The sequence below is a fragment of the Microcoleus sp. FACHB-68 genome, assembly GCF_014695715.1.
GTDB lineage: Bacteria > Cyanobacteriota > Cyanobacteriia > Cyanobacteriales > Oscillatoriaceae > FACHB-68.
In genome coordinates, this window is sequence record NZ_JACJOT010000008.1 from 1,455,119 (window position 1) to 1,473,124 (window position 18,006).

Sequence of the window (18,006 nt, forward strand, 5' to 3'; positions counted from 1 at the left end):
TTGGCATGGGTTGGGTGTTTGCTGGGGGAGGTTTGGGGGAAAGGATTTAATCTTGGATGGATGATTCTTGCATCCATGCTTGAACCATTGCAATTGCAATACCGGCGGGGGGAAAGATCGCTTTTAATAGTTCAATTCCACCTACTTTGAGCATTTTTTTGACTTTTTGATTGTGTTTGATTACTGCTTCGACTGCTTCTTTATCTTTGAGAACTGGATGCGCGGCAATGTTGTTTTCTACGATACCTAATGTTTTTGGGCTGTTTAAGTCTTGGGTGGAAATCTCATCAATTAACTGCTGCATTTGGGAGGCAGCTAACCCAATTTTTAGGGCGGATTCAACTTGGGTAATTTGAATTTCGAGAATTTGACCTAATGGGTTATCAAATCCCATATCTGATAAAATTCCCGTCCAGGGGGGTGCCGGCATCGTTAATAAGGCTTCTAATAAATGAATTAATCTCACATCCTCTCCCTCTGCCTCGGCGAGTGTTTCTGCCTGGTGAAACACCTGTTTTGATGCTGCGCTGCGGTGCATTTGCTGCGGGAGTGGCGTGTCGGGTGCCGGCTTCGTGATCTGTGCTCGCAAGCGCTGGCGAAAGCGTGTTAAGTTAAACTCTGCTTGCTGAAACTTTTGCTTGAGAAATTCTACATCTGCTCTCACTTCATCTTGTTCCTGTGGTTTGAGCAATGTGCCGGCAAGCAAATTTTCTAAACCCGTATCGCACAGCTTGCAGAGTGCCATCGCTAAATGTGCCGGTTCGATGTGGGTAGCGTTGCCGATTGTTGCCTCAGCCGCCGCCATTTCCCAAGTCAAAATTACTGCCGGTGAATAGTGCGTCATAAATTAAGAACCTTCCTCAATATTTTTAATCATATATTTTTCTTTCTTTCGTGTTTTGTCGGCACTCAGAATCAATCATAGATAAGTAAAATTAAAATCAACAAATTGCTTTACAAATTATTACTTTCTACTAAAACCTATTGCTCATTCAATGCCGGCAGCGCTTTAGTCGTAATTGCCGGCTTATAGTTAACAATTTCTATCCGCAACCTATACGGCTTAGTCTGCTTGATAAGATACAGAAAGTATAGGGAAAGGTTATATAATAACTACCACGGGGAAAGAGCAACCTTAGAAATGGACAAAATAAGTCACTCCTAATCTAACTATTTGGTTTTTTTAAGAAGGCTAAGACATCGTGTGTCCATTATCTGCTTCATTAAGCTTCACATTTGTCGGATCAAGTATTCAAGTAAGAATTATGAACCCGATAGAATCTTCTAGCCAATCTGAAAACCAAGCGACGGCTGCCGGCACAGCCGATGAGAATCAACAGAACGAAAACCAACTTTTTCCAATCGTCGGCATCGGCGCTTCTGCCGGCGGTTTAGAAGCATTCACTGCATTACTGAAAGCCCTACCTACCGATACCGGCATGGCTTTTGTGCTGATTCAACACTTAGCCCCCCAGCATAAAAGCCTATTAACTGAAATCCTTTCCAAAACAACCCAGATGCCGGTGAAGGAAGTAGAGGAAGGCATGATAGTAGAACCTAACAGCGTCTACATCATTCCACCTAATACAAAAATGGCGATTGTTCGGGGTGAATTGAAACTGATGCCCCGCGAGAAGATTGAAGGAAAATATATGCCGGTGGATGCGTTTTTGCAATCACTGAGCATGGATCGCAAGAACAAAGCAATTGGGGTGGTTCTGTCTGGGATGGATGGAGACGGCACCCTAGGAGTTGAGGCAATTAAAAGCGAGGGTGGCATTACTTTTGCCCAATGTGAAGACACGGCTAAGTATGATAGTATGCCCAACAATGCTGTTGCCAGTGGTCGGGTAGATTTTATTCTGCCTCCCAAAGAAATTGCGCTAAAGCTGGGGAATATCAGCCGGCATCCCTATGTTACGCAGCCCATACCTTTATCGGCGAATGACTTACTTTTTGAAAATCCAAATCTCCTACAGCAGATTTTTAGCTTACTCTTAGCCAGTGCCGGCGTTGATTTTACGTGTTACAAGCACCCCACTATTAAGCGACGCATCATGCGACGCATGGCTTTATACCAATTTCCAACGCTTGAGGATTATGTCGCCTATCTTCAGGAAACACCGGACGAAGTGACGGCTTTGTACAAAGACATCTTGATTAATTTCACTTGTTTTTTCCGTGATCCTGAATCCTTTGAAGTCTTAAAGAACAAAGTATTTCCCAGCATCATCAAAGATAAACCCCTAGATACACCGATTCGGATCTGGGTGCCAGGGTGTTCAACAGGTGAAGAAGTTTACTCGATTGCTATTTGCTTGCAAGAGTTTTTGGAAGCTGAGGAAACGAATATCCCCATCCAGATTTTTGCCACCGATATTAGTGATAGCGCCATTGAGAAAGCCCGCGCCGGTATCTACACAGACAAGCAGGTTCAAGATGTTTCGCCGGCAAGTCTTCAGCAATTTTTTATCAAACTAAATGAAAGCGGTTACCAAATCAAAAAATATATTCGAGATAAATGCATCTTTGCTAAACAAAACGTTAGCCAAGATCCGCCTTTCTCCAAACTAGATTTAATCAGTTGCCGAAATATGCTGATTTATCTAGGGCCGGCTTTACAAAAAAAAATTATCCCGCTTTTCCATTATGCGCTCAATCCCATAGGTTTTTTGATGCTTGGCTCATCTGAAACAACCGGCGAATTTTCTGACTTGTTTGCCCTAGTGGATAAAAAGCAAAAAATTTATTCCAGAAAATTTGCCCCAACTCGACAGAACTTTAACTTTGCTACGACCACATATCCGGTTGAGAAACTAACGACGAATAAGCCAATCGACGAGGAGATTCCCAAAACCCTCGACCTGCAAAAAGAGGCTGATCGAATCGTCTTAAGTAAATACGCCCCAGCCGGCGTCGTGATTAACGATGAGATGGACATTTTGCAATTTCGGGGAGACATTAGTCTTTATCTAGAACCTGCTCCCGGAACCGCAAGCCTCAACCTCTTAAAAATGTTGCGAACCGTCTTTTTGCTAGCTGTGCGAACAGCAATCCATCAGGCAAAAGAGCAGAACATCCCGATAAAGAAAGAAGGCATCCAGGTCAAAAATCAGGAGCAATCCAGGGAAGTCAATATTGAGGTTATTCCCTTTAAACCTGACACTTCTGTAGAAGTCTACTTTTTAGTCTTATTTGAGGATGTTACCCCAATAAGTTCTGAGTCTAAAGTAACCAAATTCAGTTGGATAAACGCTCTCAAGGGAAACCAGAAAACCGACCAGACTGCCCAAGATCGTGAGATTGTTCGACTTCTGCAAGAGCTAACTGCCACAAAGGAGTATTTGCAGTCCATTATTGCCGAAAAAGAAGCCAGCAACGAAGAACTTATAATTGCCAACGAAGAGATTCTCTCCAGCAACGAGGAGTTCCAAAGCACAAATGAGGAACTGCAAACTGCCAAAGAAGAAATTCAGGCAACGAATGAAGAACTAAACACGATTAACGAGGAACTGAAAAATCGCAATGTTGAAATTAGTCAGGTTAACAATGACCTGAGCAATCTGCTCAATAGTGTGAATATTCCCATCTTGATGTTGGGAAAAGATTTGTGTATTCGGCTGTTCACGCCTTTAGCAAAAACTGTGCTAAATATCATTTCTACAGATGTTGGGCGCTCGATTGGGGATATTCAGACCCATATAAACGTGCCCCATTTAGAGAAGTTAATCAGGGAGGTTATTGACACCGGCACCATTGCTGAGCTTGAAATTCAAGAGCGCTCCGGCTATTGGTATAACCTGCGAATATTGCCCTACCTAACGCGAGATAACAAGATTGATGGCGCAGTGCTCGTGTTAGTCGATATTGACGCGCTCAAACACAGTGCACAACAGTTGCAAGAATCCCGTGATTATGCCGAAGCCATCGTGGCCACCGTCAGAGCGCCCCTCGTTGTTTTAGACTCACAATTACGCGTAAAAACGGTGAATCGGTCTTTCTATGAAACCTTCCAAGTAACGCCAGAAGAAACAGAACAAAAACTTATCTTTGATCTTGGGAACGGTCAGTGGAACATTCCCAGACTGCGCCAGCTGTTAGAACAGGTTCTCTCACAAGATACGCTGATTCACGACTTTGAAGTAACTCATGAATTTTTAAACATTGGCAACAAAACGATGCTGCTCAATGCCTGTAGAATCCCTCTTGATGGCAACCCGATGCAGATGATGCTCCTGGGGATTGAGGATATCACCGAGCGTAAGCAGTTTGAGGATGAGCGCAATCGCCTATTTGTGTGTGAGCAATCAGCCCGGGAGTCGGCTGAGACGGCTAACCGCGCCAAGGATGAGTTTCTCTCCCTGCTTTCCCACGAGTTGCGGAACCCCCTCAGCGCTATCCTGGGTTGGTCAAAACTGCTGCGTACCCGCAATTTGGACGAGATCCAAACCAGTCGTGGGCTGGAGGTAATTGAGCGCAGTGTGCAGGCGCAAAACCGGCTGATTGAGGATATGCTCGACATCACGCGCATCACGACCGGCAAACTCCGCCTAAATGTAGTGCCGGTGAGCCTCCCCTCTGTGATTGAAAGAGCGATTAGTATTGTGCGTCTGTCGGCTGAAGCCAAGAATATTCAGCTTGAATCGGTGATCAATTTTCCAACCCTCAAGATGGTCGGCGATCCTGACCGCTTGCAGCAGATAATGTGGAATCTGCTGTCAAATGCCATCAAGTTTAGCCGTGACGGGGGACGAATTGAGGTCAAACTTGAGAAGATTAAAGACGAGCCGGCAGATTGTTTTTATGCTCAGATCGCCGTGAGTGACACCGGCATGGGAATTGCGCCTGAGTTTTTGCCCTTCGTCTTTGAGCGCTTCCGCCAAGCCGACAATACAAGCGTTAAATCCTCCGGCGGACTTGGACTGGGGCTAGCGTTGGTGCGGCATTTGGTCGAACTCCACGGTGGAACTGTTCACGCAGAAAGTGCCGGCGAGGGCTTGGGATCAACCTTTATCGTTCGGCTGCCGGTGCAAAACGTCTGTGAGCTAGATAGGACTTTTGCGAACTATAGCCCACAACTCAAATTAACGAACGACACAGAAGCGATGCTGGATGACGCCCCCAACTTAGAGGGCTTACATATACTTGTCGTTGATGACGAGGTTGATACCCAGGAATTGCTCGCTGCAATACTCCAACTGTGCGGGGCTGAAGTAACGGCGGTGGGATCGGCAGGCGCGGCAATGAGCGTGTTGATGGGGAACTCTCTTTATGGGCAGCCGGCTGTACTGGTTAGCGACATCTCGATGCCGGAGGAAGATGGCTACGCTTTGATGGATCAAGTGAGAGCGTTAGAGGCATCCCAAGGGGGGGCCATTCCTGCTGTGGCGCTGACTGCCAATGCCGGCGTTGAGGATCGCATCCGCGTTTTGCAATCAGGTTTTCAAATTCATATTTCTAAGCCGGTGGAACCTGCAGAGTTGGTTTTCGTGGTTGCCAAGCTTGCTCAAAGAATTTAAAAACAAAAATTAAAGACGTTTGAGCGAAAAAGCGCTAGAGATTTGATGTCACAACTCTTTCATTTAGAGTTCCTTATCAAAATCTTTAGCGCTTGATTGAATCGGGTTGCCGGCACTTCATTATCTCTGTTTTACTTCTTCTTTTTTGCGGGCCAAAGACTTGGAGAGTTTTTTCCGTGCATTCAACTTCTTATTAATCCCAAAAGATGAACCAAACCGGAACTTACCAAACCTCGGCAACCGAAACTTGCCAAGTTTCGGCAATCGCAAACCGTGCAGCAGGGTATAGAAACAGGGAATAATAAACAGCGTCAAAAGCGTCGCCACAGACATCCCGGAAAACACAACAACACCCAGCGGTTGCAGAAACTCCGAGCCTTCTCCAATCCCTAATGCCAGCGGCAGCAAACCCAAAACGGTGGTGATTGTGGTCATTAGAATCGGGCGTAGGCGTTGGGGAGCTGCTTTCAAAATAGCTACCTCACGGCTAACACCTTCCTCTTCCCAGATTTGGTTGGCAAATTCAACCATAATAATCCCGATATTCACCACAATCCCCACCAGCAAAACCGCACCGACAAGCACCGTCGCACCAATCGCAGTTTTAGTGACGTAAAGCCCTAAAATTCCTCCAGCCAGCGCTAACGGAACCGTCAAGATAATCACAAGCGGGTCGATGATGGAATTGTATTGCACTGCCATCACAACAAAAACCAAGAAAGCGGATAAGCCGCCTAACAATTTCAAAGAGTCTTGAAGCTGTTGGTTTGTCTGTTTAGTAGAACTGGGTAAAACAGTAACCCCTTCAGGTAACTCCACCGTCGCCAGCACTTTATCAACTTCCGCAAAAGCCTCGCTGAGACTGGCTCCCTCACTTAGAGAGCCGGCAATTAAAAACACCTGGCGCTGGTTAATTCGCTGCACTTCACCAGGCGCTTGTCCTTCTTCAATTTTGGCAACATCTCCTAAACGAATTTGGCGGTTGCTATCAACAAATAGGGGTAACTGTGCAAGCTGTGACGATCTCTGCACCGATTCTTCATCCAGTTGTACTCGCACATCCACCAAACGCTCGCCTCGCTGCAATTGAGTAGCTACAGAACCTTCGATTGCAGTCTGAATGGTGTCGCCAATGTCTTGCGTCGTCAAGCCAAGCTCTTGAACACGCAGCCAATCTGGGCGAATTTGCACTTCTGGCTGCCGGGGGTCGGCATCAGGCCGGAAACGCACGAGTTTCGCTCCCTCGTCTAGTGCCGCTACAACCTGCCGGCCAGCCTGTTGCAGCTTTTGTTCGTCATTTCCCTGAAGGATAATGTCAACATCGGCCCCCCGCACCGGCGAGTTGGTTAAAATAATCCCGCGCACCTGACCTGGAGATAGCCGCAGCCGAATTCCTGCGAGATTTAGCTTTTCAAACTCCTGAGTCATGCGCTGAACGAAAGCTTCTACATCCGTCCCCTGTTTGAGTGTGATTGTGCTAGAAGCACGCAGGGAGTTCGCGGTGGTATTGCTGCCAAACAGAGACCCTCCCGACGTTGTAAAGACATAGTCAGTTTCTGGCTGTTTGCTGAGGATTTCATCAGTAATCGCCATCATTTTTAAGTTGGTGGCCAGAGGCGTTCCGGGAGGGAACTGAGCGGACAGGTTGGCTTGGCCGGTGTCCACGCGGGGTAAGATTTCTTGAGGAATCTGGCCGGCCATCCACAGGCTACTCCCACCCATGAGAACGAAGGCGCAGACGATTATAAGCAATGGGTAGCGCAGCACCCAGCGAAGGGTGTAGGTGTAGCTGCGTGTGGCATCCTCAAAGCGCCGGTTAAACTGTCGCAGCAGCCAAAACTCACTCACGCGGCTCGACCACTTAATCGTTAGCAGGCGAGACATGAGCATGGGTGTCACAGTCAGCGCAACTAAAAGTGAAGCGGCGACGGCAAAGCAAATTGTGAGAATGAGTTCGCTAAAAAGCAGTGAGAAAAAACCACCGATGAGCAGGAACGGCAACACAGACACTAAGTTAGCGCCGGTGGAAGCAATCATTGCAGATTCTACTTCCTGACCGCTGGCGATGGACTGATCGAGGATTTGCTGTGAGTTTATCAGACGCTTATTACTCGTACCGGGTGCAACACCGGCACCGGCGGCAATGTTCTCTAAAATCACCACACTGGTGTCGATCGCCTGTCCAATTCCTAACGCAAGGCCGGCCATACTGAAAAGATTGAGGGACAGGCCAAACAGCTTCATTAAAATGATCGCTGAGAGCGTACACAAAGGAATCGTCAGGGAAATAACCAGCGTTTGCCGGATAGAACCCATGAAGAACAGCACCGCGACTGCTGCCAGCAAAGCTCCAGAAATCCCTGAATTCGTGACATCAGCTAGGGAATTGCGAATGAACCGCGATTCATCTAGCGTCGAAATGATCGTCATATCTTCGGGAATTAAACCAGATTTTTGCAACTCTTCGATGCGTTTTTTCAAGCCATTGACAACACTCACAGTGTTGGCATCGGGTTGTTTCTGGATACTGACTTTCACTGCCGGCTGACCGTTCAGGGAAACAAACACCCGTTGCTGTTCCGTACCATCAATCACTTCAGCAAAGTCTCGCAGGTAAACGCGAGCGGAAGAGGCGGCAGGTTGGGGAGTCCCTGAGCCGGTGTTTCTTGCTCCTACCTCAAAGGAGAGATCCCGCAGTTCCCTGGCGTCTTTAAATTTGCCGACCGTGCGGGTTAAGGCTTCCGCTTGTGTTCCTTGAATACGACCTCCAGAAATATCTGCGTTGCGCGATTCGATGGCATTTAGCACATCTGTGAGGGCAATGTTTTGCGCCTGCAACCGTTTAAGGTCAATATTGACTTGTACTTCTTCCCGCACGCCGCCGGCAACGTCTACGTTTGCCACACCCTCGACAATACTAAGTTCTCGCCCCAGTTCTTCGTCGGCAAACACCCGCAGATCTACATCTTCCAACGAGGGAGATTGCAGGGCGAATTCGTAAATCGGCAGCTGAGACGGGTCAACTTTGAACAAGCGCGGATCTTCAACAATATCCGGCAGAGTGCCCCTGGCGCGGTTAAACGCAGCCGTGGCGTCGTTAAGCGCTTGGTCAATATCGCCTCCCGGCTGAAAGTACAAGTCCACACTCACTTGTCCTTCGCGTGTTTGGGAAAACACTTGCACAACGCCTTCCGTGGCGCTTAAAGCTTCTTCCAGGGGCTTTGTGATTTCCTGCACGCCAACTTCTGGCGAGACGCCTGGAGCGCTCAAACGCACGCCAATGCGCGGATAGGTGATGGCCGGCAGCAAATCCACCTGTAGCTGGGTGATGAAGAAAATCCCCACAATAATCACTGTCAGCGTCAGCATCAGAGTGCCGATATGCTGGCGGATGGCAGTAGCGCTGAGGCTAAATCCTGCCGGTTTAACTTCCTGCTTCATAAGTAATGGGTTGTAGGTGGTGGAGTGCCGGTTGAAGGATTAATTGTTAAAGATGATGCACCTGAGATTGAATGACTTTAAGATCAGGGTAATCTTTCTCGGCAGAATTTGCCTTCCTGCTTAGGGAGAAACACCGGCAGGCAGTGCCATTAATAAATTGACTGAGCAACAAACCCTGCTCAGGCCAGGGTTATCAAAAGCGTATCTAAAACTGATTTTTCACTATTATAAAAGATATTTTTAATAACTTGAAAACAAAACTATCTGTTTTTAAAGGATTGCAGTTTTTATAAAGCCTTTGGATTAAATTTATTTTTTTAGAAGCGCAGCCCTGATTGGGCAAAGGTTAATTCGTCGCTAATCCTAACTAAATTGGGTATCAGCAGTTTTTTAACCGGCTCCAAGGATTTACGTTTGCCAGAGCCGGTTAAACCCCCTAAGTTAACCTTAAATTGACTTTCTCAAAAAAAAGACTAACTCTACACAGATTTGGGATTATTTTTGAATGTTTAAGTCTGCCGGCTGAGGGCTAGTAAAGGGCTGACTTGGTAAAAAGCGCAGTGGCGTGTCGGTAATGATTTGATTGATTCCTGCCCAGATATTTTCATCTGAGCAATCATCAAGCGTCATCAGCAACTTTAAAATCTTGAAGGAGGGCGTCTTGGTCACGAAGTAACCGCCGTGGGTATCAACATGACCTACAATGTGAAGCAGGGTATTAATGAGGTCAATTAGCAAGCCGGTCGCATAATTGAGCGGCAGATTGATGCCATTAACTTTAACCATTTCAGAGCAATCGATATAGTTGAATTTTTGAAACAGATCATAAGCAGAGGTAGGTTCGATTGCCGGCTGAGAACGCAACATATTGCGAATAAACGGACGGTAACGGATTTCTGCTTTAGAAACTCGTGTCATTTCTAGATAAACGTTTCCCAGTCGAAAGCCAGACATTTCTAAGCTAGGTTCACTAAACCAATTGCCCAATGTTGACAGATAGCGCAGCACAATATCGCGATCACTTGACATCAGATAAATCTGCCGGCATCGGCGCATTGCTGAGCGCACGTAGTTATTGCGTCCCTCGCACAAAAACTCTAGAGGGATATCAGGAGAAGCCAAAATCAACTTATCTAATTGCAAATTATCGCCAATTTGGTCGGCATCAGACACCGGATTAAATCGGGGTCGCAATTCTTTTCCTGGCTCGATTTGCACCGGCACTAAATCGGGCATCAGCGATCCTTGATCATCCTTACCGAAACGATCAGACAGGATACGCAGCACATTCACTAGGAGCAATCCTCCCATGCTGTGGCCGATTAAATTCACCATCAGCAGCCGACTTGGAGTGTTGGAATTTTCAGCTTTTTGGGAGGAGACGGTGGGATGATCCGGTTCGCACTCATCCGTGTTAGGTTGTGGTTGCGCTGCTGCCTTCTGCTTACTCATGGCTTTATCTAAGCGCCAAAAGAACTCTGCTAAGTCGGGTGCACCGTAGTGAATCGCGCGGTAACGATCTCGTTGGTAGGCGATGACGCGCAAAACTTGCATAAACAGCACCCACAGGAGAAACACAGAGGGGGCAATCCAATAACACGATACAGTTGCCTCAAAGGTGGTACTAAAGTTTCTCCAAGCCTCAAACTGAGCGATTGCCGGCACTAAACCTAAGACATTGATTAGGGGAATTGCCAACAGTTTCAGTAACGCATAGATCAGGGTGCCTACAGTGCCGGCGAGAATAGCGAGGACAAATAAAAATTTGAAGACAATCCTCAAATTGTAGCGAAAATCAGTCCATAAACCGGGGCTAAGAAAGGGTTGCTCGCTTGGCCAATGGTAGCCGATATAAAAGTGTTTATTTCCTAAAGAGTTAGGCGCAGACGCTTCCGAACTTCCTCTGCCGGCAGTCTCATTAGAAGGGCGATTGAGGGCATCTGCTTCAAACATAAAAGACTTGTAGAAACCATGTGCGGCGTTGGCATAGCCGTGAGTTCGCAACGTCAAACGCTCACAGGATCGCGCCTGCATAATTTGAGCCAGTTCTTCAATATTAAACAGAGGGCGAAAGCGCACTAGAGGCGGCAGCAGCCGGTTTACGCGCAGCGAAATTGTAGCGGTACTGGTTACTAAAAAAACATTATCATGCAGCCGGTCAGCATAAACTTCAAAGTTTCGCCCGATGGCTTGAGCAAATGTTTTTGTTTTCCAACTGTTGAGTGTTCTAATCACATAAGTTTCATCAACAGCGGCTGCCAAACTGGGATACTGCTTTAAATCGCAGATCGAACGCAAAGCATCTACGATTTCTGCTTCAGATTTTAAACCGGCATAGGTTGGTAAACTATCCGCTGCCGGTGTTGCACCCGGAGGCATAGGGTAAGCCATCTGAATGATCCGCGCCTTTACCCACCAGTCAGAAAACGGTGCCGCATTGAGAATAATCGATTCCAACCACCGGCAGTCGTTGCGAATGGTTTCCGGAGATTTCGTTTGCCAGGTAAAGGGCAAGCCCTCGTAATAACGTTGAATGTCCATAAGTGATTAGTCCAGTTTCTCCACACAGCCAAATCTGCACCGCGATCCGCTCAAACGAATCACAATGCCCTTATCCATCAAGCCACATTTATTGCGTTTGCAGGTAGAGGTGCCGGCACCTTTACCCGGAAAATTCAATCGGTATGCAAGATGGGTTGTTCAGTAGCTTTGAGAAAATAAGTATTATTTTCCCCATCAGTCAATCTAACAACAACATCCACTAAAGTTCCCAACCCCCAACTAGGGGCATTTGTGGCACTATTTTCTATCTGATTCCCTGCCGGTTCTTTCGCTTCACCGTCTAAAGTCGTTGTCCACATTTGGCCATCATCTTTTACCAGCCACAACCGATCTAGTTTCAGTGAAGCAGGAAATGCTTGTTTATCGTCTGCAACCACCCGAACTACAGTATTTGTTGGGTTGCCATCAATCATCGTGCTGGGCATCGCATCGCGCCAGAGATAAGTTTCTAAACGGTACTGCCGGCCCTTTATTTCAACCGTTTCTTGGGCGGATGATAGAGTTTTCGCATCGGGAAGTGCGGCGATTTCACCGAGTTGCGATCCCTGAGTTTGCAATCTTTGCAATTCTTGTCTTGCTAGAGGGCCACGCACGGGGCCGCAGTAGTACATTTTTAAGACAATATCATAAGCCCAGTGATCCGGCGCTACATCGACAAATGGCATGGGTAAAGTGCGAATTTGATCGCCGGCGCAAGCTTGCAAAACTTGCTCTCTATTGGGCTGCGTTTGAGCATGAGCCGGTGTGTGCGGCAAGATGGATAACCCAAGGGGAACCACGAAGGCAACGGTGAGGAGGAAAGTTGGTTTCATAAATACAGCTCTTGAGCAATATTATTGCATTTGTCTCAAATTTTTCGGATACAGTTCCATGATAGAAGGTTTAGTTTTAATTCTGGATTAGATGCCCCTGTCAGCCGGCGATGATTGAGGCAGGTTGTTTGCAATTTTCTAAATAGACTTTAACAGAGCCGGCGATAACTTTTGCCAAGATTGGAGGAACGGCATTACCGATTTGGTTGCACTGACTTTCTTCAGAACCTTTGAATTCAAACCAATCTGGAAAACTCTGTAAACGCGCACCTTCACGCACGGTTAATCTTCTTCTGCGCCCATCGGGTAAACGAATCCGCAGCATATCGCCGGTGGGAGCGCTAAGATTGCGACAAGTTACAGTTCTAGAAGGAATATTTAGGTGTAAATCTCTAGGTGTAATACATTTAGATGCTTTCTCATATTTACTAATATATTCATCCATACCGGCAGTGAGAAATTTTGAGTTGGGAGGAGCAAGGAAAGCCAGTTCTCCTAGCGCTTCGCCGGCAGTGTAGGGCGAATTAAAATGCGTCTTTTTTGGCCACTTCCAACCGCCTTTATGGGTAACACAAAAAAGACGCTCTCTTCGTTGAGGAACACCATAATGGGCGGCGTTCAGAATCTCCCATTCGACAATATAATTGAGATTTCTAAGAGCCAAGACAATTTCTTCAAAATAAGTTTTGTTGCGAAAAAGCATTCCCCGCACGTTTTCAAATATAGCGATTTGTGGCCGGCAGCGGTCAACAGCATCAATAAAAATTGGGAATCCATCGCGGCTATCTTTCAGCCCTTTTTGATGTCCGCTAACGCTAAAAGGCTGGCAGGGAGGGCCACCTATTATCACATCTGCTTTCGTGATTAAATCAGTATTGAGTGTGAGGATAACCTGGGTACATGAACCGCTAAGATTGTGCCGGTAAGTCGCGCAGGCATCCTCCAGCATTTCATAACCGGCTGTTTGAAAACCGGCTGCTTCAAAACCTAAAGCCATCCCCCCGCAGCCGGCAAACAAATCAATCACCAAAAGATTGTTTTCTGGCTGTTGAGAAACTTGAAGTTCTTGCTCAATAAAATCAAGGTAAGCAGGCTTTATGCTAGAAATATCAGTTTTCATTGACGCGCAAGCAATTCCATAACTACCTTGATTTCAATCGATTAAATGGTTTTAACTTGAAAGTTTTACCACGGTTGCTTATCAGGTTTCAATCCAGAAAATAAACTTTCCCATTCTTCCGAGTTCTGATCATTTTGGCTTTCTTTCACCTCAAACGTGACATTACACGCCTTGGATTCCTCAAGCGCTTCTACGCATAACTGAGCGATATCTTCCCGGCTGACTTTGCCTCGAATATTATCGCCTTGCTCGAATATTAAGGCTTTACCGCCGGCTTCCTCAGTCAGGGCACAAGGTCTGATAATGGTGTAAGGAATTCCACTAAAGCGAATACTATCTTCGCCGCGCAACTTCCAAGTTAAAATTCCCCCCAATTGGTCATTCATTCTAACTGCCGGCGGTTCTTCTTCTAAATTAAGTCCGGGACGCCCAGGACGAGTCACGCCGGCAGAACTAATGTGGACAAATTTTGGAAACTTTTCAGCGCCATAAGCTTTGATAGATTCCACTTGCAACTGAAAAATTCCTGCTTCAAATTTGGGGTTCAGTTCCCCGTCGTATTCAAACTTACTCAGCATTAACTGGAATGAGCTGATATTACTCGTATCAATCGGTTCGCCATCTTTCACAGTTTTAGCGCGAAAAACTGGAATTAACGCCTCGAAGGGAATGCGAACAGTTATCCAAATATTGTAAACCGTATCAAAAGAATAGCTATAACCAATGCCATCCCATTTAACTTCACTGCGAATGATAAATTTATAGCGTTTGCCGTCACCTTTGACGCGTAAATCAATGCCGGCATACCCAGCTAAATTTAAAGGAGGATCGAAATTTTTGGTGCGAACAGATGCAAAACCACCCGAATTTGCCGTGGAAACATTACCAGAGAAAAAAGCAGTATTATCTACCAATCGAATCGAACTTTCGCTCACCCCACCCATGACAATGTCATCAAGCGCACCCCAAGTTTCTTTAATATCTTGGGATGGTTTGGTGAAGTCAAAAATCATTTTTTCATCACCGGCACCTTGGAAGTGAGTGCGCGTTGCCCGCACAAGATTCTCAATGCCTTGATATTCCACAACTTCCGGCACATCCACAACTTCAGGCATATAAAATTTGATGCCTTGATAGTATTTTTCACGGGTTGGGGTGTCGCCTTCCTTCGGTTGCACACGAGTGCCGGTGCAGCACACCACGGCTGTCACATCCCTGAAGACTGCCGGCGTCAAGGTTTCAGGGATCGTGATATCTCCCTCCACTAATTCAACCGCGTTGCCCAAAATTTCCTTCGCTCTTTTCGCATCTCTAACGAGTCCTCGCACGTTGTAACCCCGTTCTTGGAGTTTTCGCACAACTCGTTTGCCAACGCCGCCGGTGGCACCGGCAACCAAAATCACGCCCTGTTTGCGATCGCTTGCGTTGGCTTTTTTACCCATTCCGAGCAAGGTTTGCAACCAGCTAATGCTACCCACGAAGGGTATCACCCCGAAATAAGCCAGAGTTCGCGCAAACCTGCCGGCATTCCATTTGGAGGTAGTTTTTTCACTCATAACCTTTGCCCTACCCTCTTCTGATGTCTACTTAGCAATATAGTGCAGGTATCGGGGTTTGAGTATCAACGGAACAGAAACTCACCTTAAGGCTGAAATGCTTACAGAGTCAACGTTATAGAAATCGTTTTTCAGTCTCAATGAGACGTACCAATGAGTCTTTAGGCTAATTGGTACAGAAATCTAGAACAGAATATCAGGGGTTTTAGGCCCTTAAATTTCGAAAGAGCAGTCTGTGACAAAACCTGAAATCCCTTCAGATACTTACGTTTAGCAGATAGATACCACTGTGAAGGGATTGCTGCCGGTGGAACCCGATCAGCCAGCTACTACCCCATTGAGGGAAGGCGCGGTTGTCCGATGGGTCAAGAGGACGATTCAGGTCAGCATTGAATTCCTTGCCCTTGATAACAGCATTGCAATGGTGAGGGATATCGTCAACAAACAGGCATTCAACGTCCATCCAGATGAACTTCAAATAGCTTAATAGGATTTAATGAAGGGTTTATTGGGGTAAATCAGGAAATTGAGGTGGGAACTTATCCTGCCACCAAAAATGGTGTTTTTCTCCATTGGGAAAAGCTCCAACTCTCATCTGAGATGTTTTAGAATTAGCAGTTAATGGGGTTGGGTTACTGACCGGAGATTTTAAGTAAAAATTCCCTTCTTCAGGATTAACAAATTGAGGTTCTTCTCTGATCGCAGCAGTTCCATTCGTTCCATAGATATTCGCATAGTTATCAGGAGGCCATCCAGCATAAATCGGACGGGTGGTGTTATTTTCTCCAAAGATTAAGTTCTGGCTAATCTCAATATCTTTTTGACGAAAAATCTTTTCGATGTCAGAGTTAGCTGCCAAATAGCGATCGCTATAACCGATTTGAAATCCCCTATTCTCGCTAAAAATATTATTCTTGATTTCAACATTTTGAAGATTATCAGATAACAAATATAACCCTCCAGTAATCCAAAAAAAGCTTTCTCCTGGGTTCGGTTTACCATAACCATTATGATAAACCGTATTATTATAAATTTTAATATTATGTCGTAGCGCATCATTTCCCCATCGGGCAAAGAGAATTCCGGTTCCCCAGTTATCATAAATTAAGTTATGGTGAAATCGAATATTTTTTGCTTCTGAACCTCCTTCTACTGCTAAAGCAAATCCTGCTCCATTACAATCATGAACAACATTATTAAATACCTCAACATCTTCTAAGACTCCAAACCAACTATCAACATATAATCCTTGTCGTGCCATGTGGTGAACATAGTTATGATGGACGGTTCCATATTTACTCTTTTCTTTAACATCAATCCCTTCTTTTTTCCCATCCTTAACTAAGTTATAAGCAACTTCAAAATTTTCAACCCCACCGATTGAAATTGCTTCATGGGGAGCTGCTGAAAAATTATTTAAAAAGTTAGCCATCTTCAGGTCGTTTGCATTAATAACCGTATTTCCCATTACTTTATAGTGATCACCCCACCAAACACCAATGCCTGGAGACAACGTATTTTCTGTTTTATTATTGTAAAGGTTAATAAAATGGCTATTTCTAACTGTAATTCCAGAATTATGAGAATTAATAACTTCTAAATCTTCGACTTGAATATAACTAACATTTTGTAATAAAAATGCACCTTGATCATGAGAATAAAAAGATTTTTTAGCAGAAGAGGGAGGCTCTACTTTAACCGCATCTGCATCAATAATAACCCGTTCTTCAGGATAGGCTCGATAAGTAATCCAAGCCTTTTCTGTTCCTGAATTTTTAGCTTGAATTTGTTCATTGATGCGATAAGTTCCAGCCCGAACATTAACTGTATCACCCGCTTTTAATACCGACGCTGCGTGATTAATTGTTGACCAAGGATGCTCAAGTGAACCGTTATTTGTATCACTGCCATTTGGTGCAACATAAAAAACATGAGGATGGATTTGTGCTAAAGTTCGTGATGTCCAGCACTGGCCACTAATCGCCAATAGAAATCCTGCTACTACTAACGTGATGAACCTATGAACGGTTTTTCTAATCATGAAGTGTTTTTAGGTAGAATTTAATTGATTATATATTGTTTCCTACGCGCTGGGAAGATTATTTGAATGGAAACCTGCCTTCTTCTAACTGGTACGGTATCAGGACAATAATAGCTTTGAAAGTTTAGCACTCGCTGGGAAGATTATTTGAATGGAAACATGGTTGTTCTGTTTCCTTGCTTGGTACTGGACGGGTTTCCCGCTCGCTGGGAAGATTATTTGAATGGAAACAAGTAAACGCAATCAGCGCAAGTATTAGTTTTAGCTACTGCGACTCATAGCGCCATCCATAAGAAGAATCCATGTAAATGGCTGCTCAATTTCAAGCTCAAGAGTTCCTATCATCTTCCTCTCCTTTGTTGTTTGTAGTTGGCATCTATGAAGAGATGCTGACAAGATTGGTCGCATCGCCTGTAGTTATTACACAACTAGATGTAACCCACTGCTATCAGAGGAATTGGTGTGCAAGTATTGGCCAGTCGTCTCAATCGAACTATGCCCCAGCGTTGCCTGCACCAGATGAATGGGGCAACCTTTGTTAATTGCGTGGAATGCGTGAGAGTGCCTGAGCCAATGGTGGCTAACCTTGCCCTCTATCCCTGCCCGCTTGCCGGCAGCAGCAACGATTTTATGCAGATGGGCTGTGGATAGGTGGCCACCGGGGTTTGAGTAGCAACCGAACAAGAACTCCCGTTAAGGGATGTACCCATTGAACCTACCGAAATTTAAGGGCCTAAAACCCCTGATATTCTGTTCTAGATTTCTGTACCAATTAGCCTAAAGACTCATTGGTACGTCTGATTGAGAGTGAAAAACGATTTCTATAACGTTGACTCTGTAAGCATTTCAGCCTTAAGGTGAGTTTCTGTTCCGTTGCTAGTCAAACCCCGTATCAGTTATGCGGGGAGGGATGCTTGGTTTGATTATAAGTTTAAGATGAATAAAACCTTATAGA

The 18,006-nt window shown here is 45.5% G+C and carries 10 protein-coding genes; 2 read left to right on the forward strand and 8 right to left on the reverse strand.

Annotated elements, in window-relative coordinates; translation table 11 throughout:
* Nucleotides 1-46: 46 nt before the first annotated feature.
* Nucleotides 47-844: a hypothetical protein gene (locus H6F73_RS14730; protein ID WP_190759443.1), complete on the reverse strand. Its 798-nt coding sequence runs from the start codon at nucleotides 842-844 to the stop codon at nucleotides 47-49.
* A gap of 421 nt (nucleotides 845-1,265) precedes the next feature.
* Between H6F73_RS14730 and H6F73_RS14735 the strand changes: the two genes are divergently transcribed.
* Complete coding sequence (locus H6F73_RS14735) at nucleotides 1,266-5,519, forward strand: chemotaxis protein CheB (RefSeq protein WP_190759444.1); 4,254 nt, start codon at nucleotides 1,266-1,268, stop codon at nucleotides 5,517-5,519.
* Between the two features lie 120 nt (nucleotides 5,520-5,639).
* Here H6F73_RS14735 and H6F73_RS14740 read toward each other — a convergent pair whose 3' ends face one another.
* From H6F73_RS14740 to H6F73_RS14760, 5 genes are all read right to left on the reverse strand, one after another.
* On the reverse strand, nucleotides 5,640-8,960 hold the full coding sequence (locus H6F73_RS14740) for an efflux RND transporter permease subunit (RefSeq protein WP_190759445.1): 3,321 nt from the start codon (nucleotides 8,958-8,960) through the stop codon (nucleotides 5,640-5,642).
* A 495-nt stretch (nucleotides 8,961-9,455) separates the two neighbouring features.
* A complete protein-coding gene (locus H6F73_RS14745) occupies nucleotides 9,456-11,501 on the reverse strand; it encodes an alpha/beta hydrolase (RefSeq protein WP_190759446.1) in 2,046 nt (681 codons plus the stop codon).
* 134 nt (nucleotides 11,502-11,635) lie between these two features.
* A complete protein-coding gene (locus H6F73_RS14750) occupies nucleotides 11,636-12,334 on the reverse strand; it encodes a hypothetical protein (RefSeq protein WP_190759447.1) in 699 nt (232 codons plus the stop codon).
* 100 nt (nucleotides 12,335-12,434) lie between these two features.
* Nucleotides 12,435-13,454: a DNA cytosine methyltransferase gene (locus tag H6F73_RS14755; protein WP_190759448.1), complete on the reverse strand. Its 1,020-nt coding sequence runs from the start codon at nucleotides 13,452-13,454 to the stop codon at nucleotides 12,435-12,437.
* 65 nt (nucleotides 13,455-13,519) lie between these two features.
* Nucleotides 13,520-15,010 carry a CIA30 family protein gene (locus H6F73_RS14760; protein ID WP_190759449.1) on the reverse strand — a complete coding sequence of 497 codons (1,491 nt, stop codon included), beginning with the start codon at nucleotides 15,008-15,010 and terminating at the stop codon, nucleotides 13,520-13,522.
* Nucleotides 15,011-15,299: 289 nt separating this feature from the next.
* Between H6F73_RS14760 and H6F73_RS14765 the strand changes: the two genes are divergently transcribed.
* The gene (locus tag H6F73_RS14765) at nucleotides 15,300-15,497 is read left to right on the forward strand and encodes a hypothetical protein (RefSeq protein ID WP_190759450.1); all 198 of its coding nucleotides are present in this window, start codon (nucleotides 15,300-15,302) and stop codon (nucleotides 15,495-15,497) included.
* An 18-nt stretch (nucleotides 15,498-15,515) separates the two neighbouring features.
* Here the strand turns inward: H6F73_RS14765 and H6F73_RS14770 are convergent, their stop codons facing one another.
* Together H6F73_RS14770 and H6F73_RS14775 are read right to left on the reverse strand one after the other, a co-directional pair.
* Nucleotides 15,516-17,051, reverse strand: coding sequence for a right-handed parallel beta-helix repeat-containing protein (locus tag H6F73_RS14770; RefSeq protein ID WP_190759451.1), 1,536 nt, complete (start codon nucleotides 17,049-17,051; stop codon nucleotides 15,516-15,518).
* Nucleotides 17,052-17,471: 420 nt separating this feature from the next.
* Nucleotides 17,472-17,735, reverse strand: coding sequence for a tyrosine-type recombinase/integrase (locus tag H6F73_RS14775; RefSeq protein WP_190759452.1), 264 nt, complete (start codon nucleotides 17,733-17,735; stop codon nucleotides 17,472-17,474).
* Nucleotides 17,736-18,006 lie beyond the last annotated feature (271 nt).